Consider the following 15,955-nt stretch of genomic DNA (forward strand, 5'->3'; position numbering starts at 1 on the left):
TTTGAAGATTTCCAGATCTGGAAAAACTATTTGATTGTATTTATCTTGTCTAACGTTCGTTGCAAAATAATACATGCGGAGATTTTATCATCTATTTTTTTCGATTTTGTGATTGATATTCCAGTAATTTTTAGTGTATGAGTTGCGATAGATGTTGAGAAGCTTTCGTCTTGTAAGTATATATTTACTTTATATTTTTTTATTATTTTATTTGCGAATTGGATTATAGTTTTACACCATTTAGTTTCTTGCTCGTCCATTTTTAATGGTAGTCCTATTACCATTGATCCAGATTCATTTTCTTTGAATATTCTATGCAGATAACCTAAATCTTTGCTCATATTTTTTCTGTGATATATGCTATGAGCTGTGGCTATGAGCTGTGTTTTATCGCTAAATGCTATGCCTATTTGCTTTTCTCCCATGTCAAGGCACATTATGCGCTTATCTTTTGGAATAGACTTTAGAAATTCATCTGGATTTCTATGTAGCATCTATTAGACTTCCTTTAAAGTGACCTTACCAAAAAAGTGGAGAGAAAGTTAAGAAAATTTTTTACAAAAAGAATAATGAATCAAATTGCTCAGGAATGCAATAGACTTCTTGCATAACCCAAACTAAGTAGAAAAAAGGTATCATCTAAGTAGCTGACACTGGTTTCCATCCAAAAGGGCAGTGCCCCTATGATGTCATTCCAGTGCTTGACACTGGAATCCAGACTTTAATTGTTATACTTGTAAATAAGTCTGGTGAGAATAGACGTTCATCTCAAAATGCAGTATTTTTGTTGAAATAGCTCAACTGGATTCCAGCGTCACGCGCTGAAATGACACCTTTGTGTTTGCATAGCTGTACGAACATTGTGATTTGAGAGCAATCTCCACAAGGGAGGATGTCATTCCAGTGCCCAGACACTGGAATCCAGGAAAAAGAATGGTGTCATCCAAGTAGCTGACACTGGGATCCAGAAGACTTAATTTCAACCAAATAATAAAGGCTGGATCCCAGTGCTTGGCACTGGAATGACAGCAATCCTACGTCATACCGCAATTCATTCGCGGTATCTCGGCCGCTAACAAGTAGCGGGATGACGGTTATCGTTTAGCTACAAACATTAAGAAAATTTACCAAACGAAAAAAAAGGCAAAAGAAGCCCCGTGGTTGGCTAATTACTTACATTATACTTTCAAGTATGGCGTTTTTTTATTCTAAACACTTAATAACCGCGATTCAGTTGCTTTTAAACCGCAACTAATCTAAATTATAAACGTTAAGAAATTTACTAAACAGAAAAAAAGGCAAAAGAAACCCTAGGGTAGCTAGTTATTCACTATCCATTTTTTAAGTTGGCGTTTTTTTTATGTTTTAAACGCTTTATAAGCGCGTTTCAGCTTATGTAGGTAGAAGTTTGATAAAGACATAAGGTGCACATAGTGCAAAAAATTAAACATGAGACGCCAGATACGTGAGTTTTTTTGTCATTTAATCTGTACAGAGAAGATAAATAAATAGCTTCAATTTTATGATAAGAGAGCTGGCGAAGCTTGTCAAGTAATCTTTTGCATTTAACCCGTTTCTATGGGTAAAACAATCTGCATACCACTTAGCTAACATGAGTTTTGTTTTGACTTTTTGTGCTAATTTTGCAGAATATTAAGATTATCATTTAAATAAAATACATGACGAAAGAGGATTGGGAAGCGGTAATTGGGCTTGAGGTGCATGCTCAAGTTTCTTCTAATACGAAGCTATTTTCTAGCTCATCAACGGAATTTGGTGCTGAGCATAACACTCAAGTTTCTCTAGTTGATGCGGCAATGCCAGGTACGCTGCCAATACTAAATTATTACTGCATAGAGCAAGCAATACGCACTGGTCTTGCACTTTCTGCAGAAATTAATAAGTATTCTTACTTTGATCGGAAAAATTATTTTTATCCTGATTTACCGCAAGGTTACCAGATAACCCAGTTTTTTGAGCCAATAGTTAAAAATGGTAGAGTATTTATCAACGACAATGAAAAGGAAATAAGAATTGCGAGAATTCATTTAGAGCAAGATGCAGGAAAGAGCGTTCATGAGGAAAGCAAAACTTATGTAGATTTAAATCGTGCAGGGGTTGCTTTAATGGAAATTATTTCAGAACCAGATCTCCGTTCATCTGCGGAAGCTGCAGAATGCATGAAAAAATTGAGGCAGATTTTGCGTTACATTGGTTCGTGTGATGGTGATATGGAAAAGGGATCACTTCGTTGTGATGCAAATGTTTCTGTCCGCCTAAAAGGCAGTAGTACATTTGGCACTCGTTGTGAAATAAAAAATCTGAACTCGATACGTTATATTGTGCAAGCTATAGACTATGAAATACAAAGACAAATTGAAATTTTAGAAAGTGGAGAAGAAATAAGTCAAGATACCTTATTGTTTGACGTTGCTTCGGGAAAAACAAAAGTGATGAGAAGCAAAGAGGATGCAAGCGATTATAGATACTTCCCTGAGCCTGATTTATTACCTGTTGAGGTAAGCCAGGATAAAATTGATTTAATTCAATCATCTTTGCCCGAGTTGCCAGATCAAAAAAAGCTGCGATACATTGAGGAATTGGGTATCAATGAATACGATGCAAACGTCATTACCTCCGATAAAGCAATTGCTGATTATTTTGAGGAATTGATAAAAAAACATGATTCAAAGCTCGCCGTTACCTGGTTAACCGTAGAGCTTTTTGGTCGTTTGAATAAAGCAGGTATTGATATTGTGAGCTCCCCAATCAAAGCAAATGCTTTGTCCGAACTCTTAGATTTTATCGTTGATGGAACAATCTCTGCTAAACTTGGCAAGCAGGTATTCGATAGTATGTTTGAAACTGGCAAACCTGCATCTTTAATTATAGAAGAGCAAGGCCTAAAACAAATAACCGATAGAGGTCAAATATCAGAAGTTATCGACAAAATCATCAATAACAACCAAGATAAAGTTCAAGAATACAAAAGCGGTAAAACAAAGTTATACGGATTCTTTGTCGGCGAAGTTATGAAACTTACCAAGGGAAAAGCCAGCCCTGATGTCGTGAATTCAATTTTGAGTGAAAGATTAAGTAATTAGTCACATTTTTTTATTTACATAACAGCACATCTCGTAGATATTCTCAGATTTACGCTACGATATCTGTATATCATGACATATAACTTTTTTACCATTTGTTGGTACTATTTTTAAAATTATGTGAGGTTGAGGATGCTTGAAGATCATCCTGTTTAGGGGGCAAAATGTTCTCGCCATGGTATTGACTATCAAGAGTTGTGGCTCATATTATTTCTCATGCGTGTGATGGATAAAAAATGTCCTTTCCGCTTAGCTACAGAATTGAAGTCAGCTGCAGGCTTTGATGATGTTGTTCTCCAATGTAAGCAAAATAAAACAACAATACATAGGTTTGTGCAAGTCAAACACAAACAAGATGGAACTGAAAAAATCAGTGTAGGTAGCTTATTAACAAAGAGTGGTGAGTTTAATTTGTTGAAATACTTTATTGCTTATTTAAAGATCAAAAGTAATGGAAAGTTTAAGGGTGAGATGAAGTATTTTGCTATTGTTACGAATATTGATTTTGATTTCACAGATTCAGCACAACATGAAGTGAGAAAGCTGAGAATGATGTCGAGTGGAAAGAATAAAGAAAAGGAAATTTCAGTTATAAGAATAGACACACAAGATGAGTTTCTGGATGTAGGTGATGGTGTAAGATATAAATTTGATAATAGTATTATCTCATACTTGCAGGAAAATAAGGATTTTATAAAGGGTAAGGTAGGTAGAGAAGTCAGTGATAAAGAAGTCGAAGACTTTTTAAATGAACTAGTGTTTGCGGTTAATTTGCCCAATGAAAGTCAGCTAAAAGAATTGTTTAAAGGTGAGATGAGTGGTAGATTGGCCAAAAAGTTTGGCTATGTTGGTGACAATGAAATCTTTTGCAATGACCTTCTGGAGAAAATATCAGACTGGGTGAAAGATATAAAAGGACGTTTTCTTTCGCCAGAAGAAGGAAAAGAATTTTTCCAAAAAGTGGAGCTATGGGCCAGCACTCTATGTGGGATAGAACGAGGGGTAAAGAAAGGGAATAAAGGAATTGATAAAATAGCAAAACAACAGCATAAGGATAGTAAAACACTGAATGAAATACATGCAGCTGTAACAGCGCAAAATAACAAGCAAAGACCCCATAAGAAACCTTATGGTCCTCGTGACAAAAAATCGAAAGCAAGAGAAGAAGGAGATATAGAAGAATCAGATGAATTTGATGAAATAGAAGCTTTAGAATTTGTTAAAAGGGCTTTGAATATAGAAAACAATTTACAGAATAAGGAAATAAAAAAGCTAGCACAGGAACTACAATATTCCCAATTGGCTTTAAAACTAGCGGTTACATATATTAGTGAAGAAAATATTGTATTTAGTCATAGGGGTAGAAAAAGGATTAGAGTTGGTGGCTATCTGAAAAAGTGTGAAAAGATAGCAGAGAAGCTACTTGACTTTAAGTCCGAATATAAAAGTGATCGTTATGCTAAGGCAACTTTCATAACTTGGAAAATTACAATTGATGCTATAGTGCAAAAAAAATTTGGGCCGGAAGCATTGAGCATTCTCGAGATAATGGCCTATTTTTCTCCTAATGAGATTTATATAGAAGAAATCTTTTCACAGCAAGTAGCTAATGATAAAGAAGCGTTGTGGAATGCTGTTGAGTTACTTAATCGATATTCAATGATTAAATTAAGGAAAGGAGTAGTAAATATTTACAGACTAGTGCAAAAGGTGACTAGATTAAAATTACAAGAGAAAGGCCGAGAAGAAGAGGTCTTAAGGAAAGCTCTAGAATTGATAAACAGTTATGATGTATTAATAGATAATTCTATTGTTGCATCTGTTTGGGGATATGTGAGTAAGTATGGTGAGTTAATTGACGAATTTTACTTTAATCCTATTTATGGTAAATGGAAATATACACCGTTGCATTCACTTGCCGAAAGTGGCAGTTATGAGGCAGTTAGGTGCGTATTAACACATATGGAAGAAAAACACCCAGATAAATTTAATTGTGTTGTTAATGCTAGGGATGGATCTGACAGCACTCCATTGTGTTCAGCTGTTGAGAGTGGAGGATTGGACATAGTGCAATATTTTATCAATAAGGGTGCAGATGTCAATGCTAAGAGCAGATATGGTATCACTCCGTTACATCAGGCTGTTTATGATGGAAGGGTTGATATAGTAGAATACCTTATAGGCAAAGGGGCGGACATTAACGCTAAAGATGAAAATGGCAACACTCCGCTACACTTTGCTGCTATTATGGGAAATTTTGACACGGCTAGAGTGCTACTAAAACGCAAAGCAGATGTTAATGCTAAGAATAATAGGGGAATGACAGCATTACATTATGCCACTGATTTTGATCATAGGGATCTTGTGGAATGGCTTTTAGCTCATGGTGCATCCATCCTGTGACTACTGAAATTTTGCATTTAATTTATAGCTCCGCTTCTATCAGGGCATAGGATGACAGAAGTGGGCTTTAATGGCTGTAGTACTATAGCTGTTATACTCCAAAAGTAAGTATTAGATATAACAAATAGAAGAAATTAGATAGAATGATTAAAGGGGCAAGGGTATAAAGGTTTAACTTAAAATAACCTGATAAAATTTGAATCACACTTCCAAGTGCTGGCACCCATGAAAGTAATGTAACTGCACAAATCAGTAGATTTTTTACGATTTTTGGTGTTTTATGCTCGTTCTCTAGTTTGCGGTATGATTTTCGTATAGAGATTGTTATTCTACCTAAATACCAGTTAACTATTCCACCAAGGCTTGATCCTAGTACTCCAAAAAATAACATCAGTAGTGGAGTGTGATACGACCTGAAATAAAGCATGGTATTGAACACAAAACCTTGATGTATGGGTAAGACTAATGATGATACTAGACTATCTGTGAATAACAGAAAGTAATTTTCCATATGAGTTTACCAGGTTGTTGTACCATCTTCATTGTCAGAAATTGTAATCCCCATTTGTTTCAACTGATCCCTTATTTTGTCTGCAGTATCGTAATTTTTATTTTTTTTTGCAATTTTTCTTAAGTCTATCAACCTTTCTATTTCTTGATGATTTACATCCACAGCAAACCACTTTTCATAATTTGACTCAAGAAGACCAATAAATCTGGCACTCTTAACAAAACTCTCAGTTAATTTTAGCTTTTCACTTTCATTACTCATTTTGTTAATTTTTGCAGCCATTTCATGTAATATAGCTAGAGCTTCAGGAATGTTTAAGTCGTTTTTTAAAGCGTCTATAAAATCTTTAGAAATCTCTGCGTTACTTTCATCAATATTTATTGTATCTAAACCACGTGATAGCCGATAAAATTTATTTAAGGTTTCCTGTGCGTCAGAAATAACGTTTTCTGTCCAATCAAGTGGTTTTCTGTAGTGAGTTTTGAGCAGTGCATAGCGTATTACTTCACCCTTTATTCCACTATCTAGCAAATCTCTTACTTTGACTATATTAAATAAGGACTTGCTCATTTTCTCTTCATTTACTGTAAGAAAACCGTTATGTATCCAGTATTTTGCAAACATTGATCCAGCAAATGCAGACTTACTCTGTGCAATTTCATTTTCATGGTGAGGAAATTGTAAATCTATGCCGCCACCATGAATATCAAAATCTTTGCCAAGGTAAGCATATGACATTGCTGAGCATTCTATATGCCATCCAGGTCTGCCCTCTCCCCATGGGCTATTCCAATAACTTGAAAGTTTGTAGTCAATATCATTTGCAGGCTTCCACAGCACAAAATCTCCCGGGTGCTTTTTATTTTCATTAACTTCAACTCTGCTACCTGGAACCAATTCATCAGTTTTTTTTCCTGATAAAGCACCATATTCATGGTAAGATTCTATATTAAAATACACATGTTTGTCAGATTCATAAGCGTGGCCTGATTGTAGCAAATGTTCAATTAATTTTATAATATAATCTACGTTTTTCGTTGCTTTTGGCTCGTGTGTTGGCTCTGCACAATTTATGCTTCTCATATCTTCATGAAAAGCCTTGGTGTAATATGTGCTGATACTTTCTATGTTGCTATTTTTTTCACTTGCTGCATTAATTATCTTATCATCAATGTCGGTTATGTTACGCACATAGGTAACTTTGCCATAACAAAACTTAAGTAGCTGAAATAACACATCATACACAACAACAGACCGTGCATTGCCTATATGTGCTGTGTCATATACTGTTGGTCCGCAAACATACATTTTCACATGATCTTTATCGATAGGTGTAAAAAGCTCCTTTTTTTTTGTTAAGGTGTTGTAAAGCCTAACCATATACGAAGCTTTTGAGAAAAGAAAATGCCCCAATGATAAGTTGTGGCCCTTTGACTACTACAACAAGAGTAAGCAATAGCCCACACAATGATATTAAAACTCCCAATATGGATAGAAACCCATCTTTACTCATAATGCCAAGCGAAATAAGAGTCGTACCAATTGCAGGAATGAAGTTAGTAAGAGGCAATGGAAGAGCTATCGATAATGCAGAAAGCAACATTACAAAAGCTAAAATCTTTTCACCGGGCCCATAGAAAATGAAAGACAGTCTTGGCTTCATGAATTTTTCTATTTTTTCTAATACAGGGGAAGTTTTCTCTACCACAAGAGCTAGTGTTGAACGCTGAAAAGATCTTCTTTCTAGCCAACTGGGCATCCAAGGAGAATCAAATCCAAATAGAAGCTGCAGTGAGAATAAGATTAAAGGTATAGAAAGAATAGTTGTATAACCAGGTGGAACCGGTATAGGCACCGATAGCGGCAAGGAGAAGATGATTATTAAAATACTAAAACCGCGCTCATGCAAAGCTGTTTTAATGTCAAACAAAGTTACTTTATTGCTATCATTGTTATTGGTATCTGCAACCTCTTTTAGAATATCAGAAGCTAGTTTATCACTTTTAGTCAACTTATCATTTTTTGACACGAAAAACCTTTGATAAAAATAATTCTTAACACAATTATTGTTTTATTTCAATATGCATTATTCATTTTGCGCTAGTAATTCGTTCTTTTGTTAAAGTGTTGTAAAGCTTTTAAGAAGAGAAAGTGCTCCGGTTATAAGTTGTGGTCCTTTGACTATTACAACAAGAGTAAGCAACAACGCGCACAATGATACTAAAACTCCCAATATGGATAGAAACCCGTCTTTACTCATAATGCTAAGTGAAATAAGAGTTGTGCCAATTGCAGGAAGGAAGTGAGTAAAAGGTAATGGAAGAGCTATTATTATTGCACAAAGCAACATCATAAAAGCCAGAATCTTCTCACCAGGCCCATAGAAAATGAAAGACAGTCTTGGCTTCATGAATTTTTCTATTTTTTCTAATACAGGGGAAGTTTTCTCTACCACAAGAGCTAGTGTTGAACGCTGAAAAGATCTTCTTTCTAGCCAACTGGGCATCCAAGGAGAATCAAATCCAAATAGAAGCTGCAGTGAGAATAAGATTAAAGGTATAGAAAGAATAGTTGTATAACCAGGTGGAACCGGTATAGGCACCGATAGCGGCAAGGAGAAGATGATTATTAAAATACTAAAACCGCGCTCATGCAAAGCTGTTTTAATGTCAAACAAAGTTACTTTATTGCTATCATTGTTATTGGTATCTGCAACCTCTTTTAGAATATCAGAAGCTAGTTTTTTATCTTTAGTTAGTTTCTCACTTTTTTGCACAATTATCCTTTAATAAAATATTCCTCTTAAGCTAACATAGTTGTTGCTGTATTTCAATATTTGTTATTTATTTCATACCAACACTTCATCTCTTTCATTCTTTAACCTGACTAAGTTTTTAAACAGATGACATGCACTAAGGTGCATGTCACGAAGTATGAGGACGCTAACGATCTGGTTCATTAAACGATAATTTTTCTGAGTCCTTAAGCTCCTGTTTAAGGTTTTTGATGCCTTTTCCTAAATCACCCATAACTTGCGGTAATCTGCCTGCACCAAACAGAACTAAAATTATTATTAAGACTAGAAACAATTGCCATGGTCCTAAACTCATTTTCACCTCCATTTAAAATATTGACCTTTAAATATTAAAACTTGACTGAAGTCAAGTAACACATAGATTATATCACCTTTATTTAATTATAAATCAAGGTTTTTTAATTATTTTATAACAATCCCAAACTAGATTATTTTCTTGCAGCGAATAAGTGGAAACTTTTCGCTTAACTGTAGAGTAGAAGAGAGCTCACTCAAAAACTTTGCTAGCGTATCATCTTTAGGCTTATGGTATATATCGCTAGAAACTCCTGATTGAATAATTTTACCATTTTTCATTACGTAGATAAAATCTGCAACTTTCAATGCTTCTTGCGGGTCATGAGTTACCATTAGCACAGGGATATTTTTACTTCTAAAAAGGGACAATATATGTTGTCTTATTCGGCACTTGAGCAGTATATCTAAATTAGAAAATGGTTCATCTAACAACACAACATCAGGGTTTTGTGCCATCACTCTTGCTATTGCAACTAATTGTTGCTGTCCTCCAGATAAGGCATTAGGGTACATATTTTCATATTTTTCTATATTGAGTAACTTCAAGATTTCCAATGCAATTAGGTGCTTTTCTCTCTTGGAAGAGCTGCGGATAGCAAAGGTTATATTTTCTACTACTGTTTTATGAGGAAATAATGCAGAATGCTGAAAAATCAATCCGATATTTCTATGCTCTATAGCGACTGATGCCTTATTACTTGCAACTAACCTATCATTTATAAAAATAGTTCCAGATTTTGGATTTTCTATCCCCGCAATTAATTTCAAAATTGTTGACTTGCCACAGCCAGAATGCCCCAATAAACATGCAACATTTCCTTTCTTTACTTTAATGTTTATATTGCTTAAAGCAAAGTCGTTTTGATTGTTATAGAAATAACCAATATTGTTAACTAGCATTAATCTTACTTAAACCATGTTATTAAATATAATAGCATTATACTCAAGAAGTACAGAAATGTTTTTTGTCGTCATAAATTGGTTATGCAAGAAATCTAGAAAAGAAAGGATTTTTTGCTATAATTTTACATGAATGGTAGGAAATACGGGACTATAGCTCAGCAGGATAGAGCGTTGGACTCCTAATCTGAAGGTCGTGCGTTCGAATCGCACTAGTCCCACCACATTGCTTCACAAATTTTATGGAGATTTTTTTTCACAAATACGCACACCTTTTTTTGCGGTTTTAAGATATAAATTCCCTAATAATAAAACGGGTTTTGTGTCATTCCAGTACTCCTCTCTTATAATTCACGTATTTAAGAATGATTTCTGCTAAACCTTTACTAATTCCAGGTACGTTTTGAATTTCAGCCAGAGAAGCTTTGCTTATATTTTTCACTGAACCAAAATAAGACATCAACGCTTTTTTTCTTTTGTTGCCAATGCCGGGTATTTTGCTTAATTGTGAAACTATAAACTGTTTATCGCGTTTTTTTCTATGTGAAGTTATCGCAAAACGGTGGGCTTCATTACGCAGCGATTGTAAGTAAAGCATGACTTTGCTGTCATTTGCCAGACTGAATTCTTCCCTGCCCAGCATATAAAATCTTTCATTTCCTGCGTTACGATCAGGACCTTTTGCCATACAAGCAAAAGGAACGTTTATATTCAATACTTCCAGTACATTCTGTACTATGGAAACATGTCCTGGTCCACCATCAATCAGTAAAAAATCAGGTATTATGCCTTTTATATTGCCGGAGAAACGTCTGGTTAGCACTTCCCTCATCATTTTATAGTCATCGCCTGAAAATTTTTCCTTTATAGTAAATTTTCTGTACTCACTCTTTAAAAAACCCTCCTGCCCTGCAACAATCATCACACCAATTTGCTGGCTTCCAGAAATATGGCTATTATCATAAACCTCGATACGCTTTGGAATGTTTGGTAACAAGAAGATTTTGCTAAGCTCCTCAAGCTTTTCTAGGTTATTTCTATAATCGATAAGCTTCTGCTCTAAGCTATGCTGAGAGTTATCATAAACAAATTTCAATAAATCACGCTCTTTTTTATTCTTTGCATGCAGAACTTTTACTGGCTTTTGAGCAACCTTATATAGTGCTTGTTCTATAATTTCCTTATCCACAATAGAATCTGGAACGTAAATTTGTATTGGAGGTATGTTAGCTGAATTATAAAAATTGACCAAAAAGGTGGATAAAATTTCATCATTTGAGTGATCACCACAGTTCTCGGCAAAGTAAGGAGTGCTGCCGTAGTTGTCTTTATTTCTAAACGATAACACACTAATACATGCTAGATCCTCTTCACGTACAATACTGAAGAAATCTGCATCTTTTTCAAAAGAAAAATCCGTGTGCTGTATTTGAATTTGCTCAAGAAACTTTACCCGATCTCTATATATAGCAGCAAGCTCATAGTTTTCTTCACTGCTGCACTTTCTCATTGTGAAAAGTAACTGTTCTTTCACTTCCTTATTTCTTCCAAGCAATGTATTTCGTGCCTGTTTTACTGATTGGCAGTAGTCGTCTTTTGTGATTTTGTTTATGCATGGTGCTGAGCAGCGCTTAATTTGATATTCAATACATGGTCTTTTTGTTGAGGAAAAGTATTGATCTGAACATACTCTTAGGAGAAAAGCTTTTTGCAATGACAATATAGTTTGCTTAACAGCAGCGGCAGATGTAAAGGGACCATAATAATGAAACTCATTTTTCTTAAATTTGCCTCTATATTTTGCTATTCTTGGATAATCGTGCTTGGAAATTGTTATATAAGGATAAAATTTTCCATCCTTGAGCACAATATTATAAAGTGGTTTCAATGATTTTATTAGCTGTGCTTCAAGAAGCAGTGCTTCGATTTCATTCTCAGTGATGAATATTTCAACCTTAATAACCTGTAAGAGCATAACTCTAATTCGTTCAGAAAGGTTTTCGAATTGAAGGTAGTCGGATAACCTTGACTTTAAGTTTTTTGCTTTTCCAACATATAAAACTTTATTCTTATCTCCAACCATCTTATACACGCCACAGGATTGTGGAGATGATTTGATTTGTTCTTTATATTGCCTGAGCATTTATCCATTGTTTAACCTGTATGAGGTTAAAATCTGCTACTAAATGAAAGATGGAAACTACATTTTCAAGCAAAGATAATCTGTTTCTTCTCAGCTTATCAGAATCACAGTTAATCTTTATACTGTCCATAAACTGATTGATAAACGGAGCAAAACCAGCAAGTTCATCAAGTGCTACATTAAAGTGGTTATTTTTTATCGCTTGTTTTATGTTTTTACAAGCAGTTATAGCACAATTTGATAGCGCAATTTCTTCACTTTCAATCAAAAACCTCTTACCGTAAGATGCACTATAAGTAGTGCCATCACTTTTCCTTGCTTTGCTCATCATGTTACTGACTCTTTTGTAAGTGCTTAGAATTTGTTCACCTTCTGGAGTACTAAGATAACGATCCAATATAACAGTTCGCTTTTCTGCTGTCAGCAGATCATTAATATCGATTTTATATAGTATTGAATCTACAACATCTTGCCTTATATCTCTATTTTTTAAAATAACCTTGAATCTTTCTAAGCAAAATCTAAATACTAGTTCTGAAATTTGTTTTCTATTCGGCTTATCAACTGACGCTGTATTTTTATTAAATAGAAGCCTTGAATATAAAGATACTGACTTGTCTATCATTAGCCTAATTGGAACATGCAAATTATTTTCAAGTATTGTTCTAATTATACCAATTGTCATTCTCCGCAAACCAAATTGATCATACGAACCAGAGATTTTCTCACCTGCTGCAATTAAACCAACTAAGCTATCCACTTTGTCTGCAATTGACACAGCAATTGCAGAAGGAGATTTAGGACACTCTTGCTCTGGCCCGATTGGCTTATAATGCTCAGTTATAGCTTCCACTACTTCTTTATCTTCTTGAAAATAAGAAGCATAATATCCACCCATTACTCCTTGTAATTCTGGAAACTCTCTGACTATCGATGTTGCCAAATCAGCTTTTGCCAAATATGCAGCACGTTCAACTTTTATCAGCGAAGCATGTGGAATAAATATAGCTATATACTTTGACAGAGCCGTAATACGCTTCACCTTTTCCCCCACGCTGCCAAGTGAAGCATGAAATAATATCGAACCTAATTTTTTGACATAATAATCTAGATTTTCCTTTTTATCTTGAGATATTAAAAATTGGGCATCAGCAAGACGTGCTTCTAATATTCTTTCGTGCCCTTTAACAACTTCACCATTGTTGATGTTGACAACAGTGACAAAGTGTGAAATTCTCTTTCCATTACTTAAAGCAAGGTATTTTTGTTGTGTATTAACTATACTAAGTATTACTTCCTTCGGTAATCCAAATGACTTTTCTTGATTCACTTCACCAAGCAGTACGATTGGCCACTCTATAAGCCCTGTCAATTCATTTAGTAAATAATCATTTTTCTCAAGTTGTAAATTCTGCTCTTTTGTGAATTTATTAATCTGATCTAGTATAAATTGCTTTCTTTTGTCCATTTGGAGAATTACACTGTTTTTTTCTAGCAATTCAAAATAGTCTTTAGGTGCTTTAACAGTTAACGCTGTACCACTTGAGAGAAATCGATGGCCATATGTTGTGTTAGATGCTGTGATCCCTGCAAAAGACACAGGTATTATTTCGTCATTTAAAATGCATAAAATGTTTTTGATTGGCCTAACCCACCTTTCTTTTCCTTCGCCCCATCTCATGCTCTTCAACCAAGAAAAGTTTTTGAGCATTTCCTCCAGTTGATTTTTGAGGAATTCTCTGATGTTAAATGAGCAGCTTTCTCTTTTAATGAAGTAAAAATCCTCATTATTTACTTTTCGAACGAGCAAATCTTCTTCATTTTTCTGATATTTTCTTAAAAAACCTTCGATAGCACTTTTTGGTGCGTTAATGTTTGGTCCCTTAACTTCGTTATTGGAATCCTTTAGCTCCAAAGCATTTATGTTGTCGACAAATAGGGTAATGCGACGTGCCGTTATAAAAACCTCCATTGATGTAAATTTTACATTATTTTTGTTAAAAACATTGGCAATACAGCTTTTAACTTGAGTTGCAACTACATTCTGCATTCTCGGTGGTATTTCTTCTGAAAGGCACTCAAATAATAACTGCAACGACATACGCTATTTACTCATGTACAATTCACAACATTTTTTTGTTAGCTCTCTAACTTTACCAATATAAGCTGTACGTTCATTCACACCAAGCACACCTCTTGCATCAAGCAGATTAAGTAGGTGACTAGTTTTAATACATTGATCATAGGCTGCCATTGGTAGCTCCTTTTCAATAAGGAACTTACACAATTTTTCCGTATCTTCGAATTGCTGCCGTACCACTTTAGTATCATAATAATCTAACGCTAGATAAGAAAATTCATATTCTCTTTGTTTAAAAATATCTCCGTAAGTTACACCGTTATCGTTCCAAATTATATCGTAAACATTATCTACACCTTGTATGCACATTGCTAAACGTTCCAACCCATATGCCACCTCACCAGGAATCATCTTGCAGTCAATCCCTCCAACTTGCTGTATATAAGTAAGCTGTGTTACTTCCATTCCATTGCATGTAACTTCCCATCCAAGTCCTGATGCACCAACGCTCGGATTTTCCCAATCATCTTCAACAAACTTAATATCATATTTTTCTGTAGATATGCCAAGAACTTTTAAGCTATCTAAATAGACGTCTTGTAAATTATTACCAGATGGCTTTATTATAACTTGATATTGGTGATGTTGATACAAACGATTAGGATTATCACTATAGCGTCCATCTGCTGGCCTAATTACTGGTTGTAGATATGCAATTTTTGCCGGTTTTGTATCAATTGCAGACATAATTGTTGCAGGATGTAATGTGCCAGCACCAACTTCAGATGTGTATGGGTGAAGTATAACACATCCTTCACTAGCCCAAAAATCTTGTAACTCTTTTATTATACTTTGTAAGTTCACACAAATTGTACACTTTTTATACTAAATATATAAATAAATAAGTACTATTCAATACCTATTTTTTTAACAGTATCATGTAAATAATCACCTAAAACTGCTGAACTTTCCCTCACATACTGAATTATGCTTTTATTTAGGACAATTGCATCATGCATAGTTAAATCGCAGAATATAAATGCTGTTAAATACAGTAAAATCACCGCATAAAATGTGTGAAAAATCCCCTCAAATGTAATTGACATTGCATTATTATAGCTGAGCTGTATTGAACTTATTGGCCATGGTTTTATCACTTCTACGACATTAAAAAATACGTAAGGTATCATAAGAAAAAAGAAAAAGTGCATAAAATCATTAAACCAAAATGGGCATTGAAACATCTGCTTACATATATTCCCATAGAGTTTACTTACAGCATAATAAATCGACATCATTGCCGGCATTGAAAGTGCTACAGTCAGTACTTGCCCTGACGCTATTTGTATTACTATTTCTTCACCACTGTTTGCTGAAGGGTCTTGAGCATGAAAAATAAATATTCCAATTAATTGCATTACTAACATAACTATTGCCAATTTTGTAAAAACAGCAGCTACAACTATTCCTGAATTTGGCATTTTATATAGTAAGTATTCGCCTCCATATGTAAGAATTAATATAACATCGACAATAAATAATATTAAAAAAGAAGACCAATAGTTCTGCCAACTTGGTAAATATCCTATTCCTAAAAGAGAGCTTACTGTTTTAGCAGGAAAAACCTTGCCTAGCATCTTTCCCAAAAATTTAAAAAAAATCCCCATGTTCTAAGTAACACTTGGTTTATATTATTTATAAT

General features: G+C 34.5%; 14 protein-coding genes and 1 tRNA gene. 3 read left to right on the plus strand and 12 right to left on the minus strand.

The features are described from left to right. Positions 1-26 precede the first annotated feature (26 nt). Positions 27-494 carry a Holliday junction resolvase RuvX gene (gene ruvX, locus J4T77_RS00715; RefSeq protein WP_010082183.1) on the minus strand — a complete coding sequence of 156 codons (468 nt, stop codon included), beginning with the start codon at positions 492-494 and terminating at the stop codon, positions 27-29. Between the two features lie 303 nt (positions 495-797). Next, entirely contained in the window at positions 798-983 is a 186-nt protein-coding gene (locus tag J4T77_RS00720; RefSeq protein ID WP_138264918.1) for a hypothetical protein, read from the minus strand. Positions 984-1,679: 696 nt separating this feature from the next. On the opposite strand from J4T77_RS00720, the gene gatB reads away from it, so the two are divergent. Then, positions 1,680-3,104, plus strand: a complete 1,425-nt coding sequence (gene gatB, locus J4T77_RS00725; RefSeq protein ID WP_190321138.1) for an Asp-tRNA(Asn)/Glu-tRNA(Gln) amidotransferase subunit GatB — start codon at positions 1,680-1,682, stop codon at positions 3,102-3,104. Between the two features lie 261 nt (positions 3,105-3,365). Next, positions 3,366-5,507 (plus strand): ankyrin repeat domain-containing protein, encoded by a 2,142-nt coding sequence (locus J4T77_RS00730; RefSeq protein ID WP_369409701.1) that lies wholly within the window; start codon positions 3,366-3,368, stop codon positions 5,505-5,507. A gap of 91 nt (positions 5,508-5,598) precedes the next feature. Here J4T77_RS00730 and J4T77_RS00735 read toward each other — a convergent pair whose 3' ends face one another. The 6 genes from J4T77_RS00735 to J4T77_RS00760 all read right to left on the minus strand — a co-directional run bounded on the left by J4T77_RS00735 (position 5,599) and on the right by J4T77_RS00760 (position 10,030). Beyond that, the gene (locus tag J4T77_RS00735; protein ID WP_010962395.1) at positions 5,599-6,018 is read right to left on the minus strand and encodes a YqaA family protein; all 420 of its coding nucleotides are present in this window, start codon (positions 6,016-6,018) and stop codon (positions 5,599-5,601) included. A gap of 6 nt (positions 6,019-6,024) precedes the next feature. Then, positions 6,025-7,398, minus strand: a complete 1,374-nt coding sequence (gene cysS, locus J4T77_RS00740; RefSeq protein WP_190321140.1) for a cysteine--tRNA ligase — start codon at positions 7,396-7,398, stop codon at positions 6,025-6,027. Beyond that, positions 7,391-8,047 carry an exopolysaccharide biosynthesis protein gene (locus tag J4T77_RS00745; protein WP_233641052.1) on the minus strand — a complete coding sequence of 219 codons (657 nt, stop codon included), beginning with the start codon at positions 8,045-8,047 and terminating at the stop codon, positions 7,391-7,393. The genes cysS and J4T77_RS00745 overlap by 8 nt, the downstream gene beginning before the upstream one ends. Positions 8,048-8,137: 90 nt before the next feature. Continuing rightward, a complete protein-coding gene (locus J4T77_RS00750; RefSeq protein WP_190321142.1) occupies positions 8,138-8,794 on the minus strand; it encodes an exopolysaccharide biosynthesis protein in 657 nt (218 codons plus the stop codon). A 166-nt stretch (positions 8,795-8,960) separates the two neighbouring features. After that, complete coding sequence (gene tatA / locus J4T77_RS00755) at positions 8,961-9,128, minus strand: twin-arginine translocase TatA (protein WP_190321143.1); 168 nt, start codon at positions 9,126-9,128, stop codon at positions 8,961-8,963. 128 nt (positions 9,129-9,256) lie between these two features. Next, complete coding sequence (locus J4T77_RS00760) at positions 9,257-10,030, minus strand: ABC transporter ATP-binding protein (RefSeq protein WP_190321144.1); 774 nt, start codon at positions 10,028-10,030, stop codon at positions 9,257-9,259. 147 nt (positions 10,031-10,177) lie between these two features. Between J4T77_RS00760 and J4T77_RS00765 the strand changes: the two genes are divergently transcribed. After that, positions 10,178-10,254 (plus strand) — tRNA-Arg (locus J4T77_RS00765). 101 nt (positions 10,255-10,355) lie between these two features. Here the strand turns inward: J4T77_RS00765 and uvrC are convergent. From uvrC to J4T77_RS00785, 4 genes are read right to left on the minus strand one after another with little or no spacing between them, the layout of a single operon-like run. Continuing rightward, a complete protein-coding gene (gene uvrC, locus J4T77_RS00770; protein ID WP_190321145.1) occupies positions 10,356-12,173 on the minus strand; it encodes an excinuclease ABC subunit UvrC in 1,818 nt (605 codons plus the stop codon). Continuing rightward, positions 12,157-14,274 carry a glycine--tRNA ligase subunit beta gene (gene glyS, locus J4T77_RS00775; RefSeq protein WP_233641053.1) on the minus strand — a complete coding sequence of 706 codons (2,118 nt, stop codon included), beginning with the start codon at positions 14,272-14,274 and terminating at the stop codon, positions 12,157-12,159. Before glyS ends, uvrC begins: the two co-directional genes overlap by 17 nt. A 3-nt stretch (positions 14,275-14,277) precedes the next feature. Then, the gene (locus J4T77_RS00780; protein ID WP_190321147.1) at positions 14,278-15,117 is read right to left on the minus strand and encodes a glycine--tRNA ligase subunit alpha; all 840 of its coding nucleotides are present in this window, start codon (positions 15,115-15,117) and stop codon (positions 14,278-14,280) included. 44 nt (positions 15,118-15,161) lie between these two features. Continuing rightward, the gene (locus tag J4T77_RS00785) at positions 15,162-15,920 is read right to left on the minus strand and encodes a phosphatidylglycerophosphatase (protein WP_190321148.1); all 759 of its coding nucleotides are present in this window, start codon (positions 15,918-15,920) and stop codon (positions 15,162-15,164) included. Between the last annotated feature and the right edge of the window lie 35 nt (positions 15,921-15,955).

This window comes from Wolbachia endosymbiont of Drosophila innubila, assembly GCF_021378375.1.
Lineage (GTDB): Bacteria > Pseudomonadota > Alphaproteobacteria > Rickettsiales > Anaplasmataceae > Wolbachia > Wolbachia pipientis.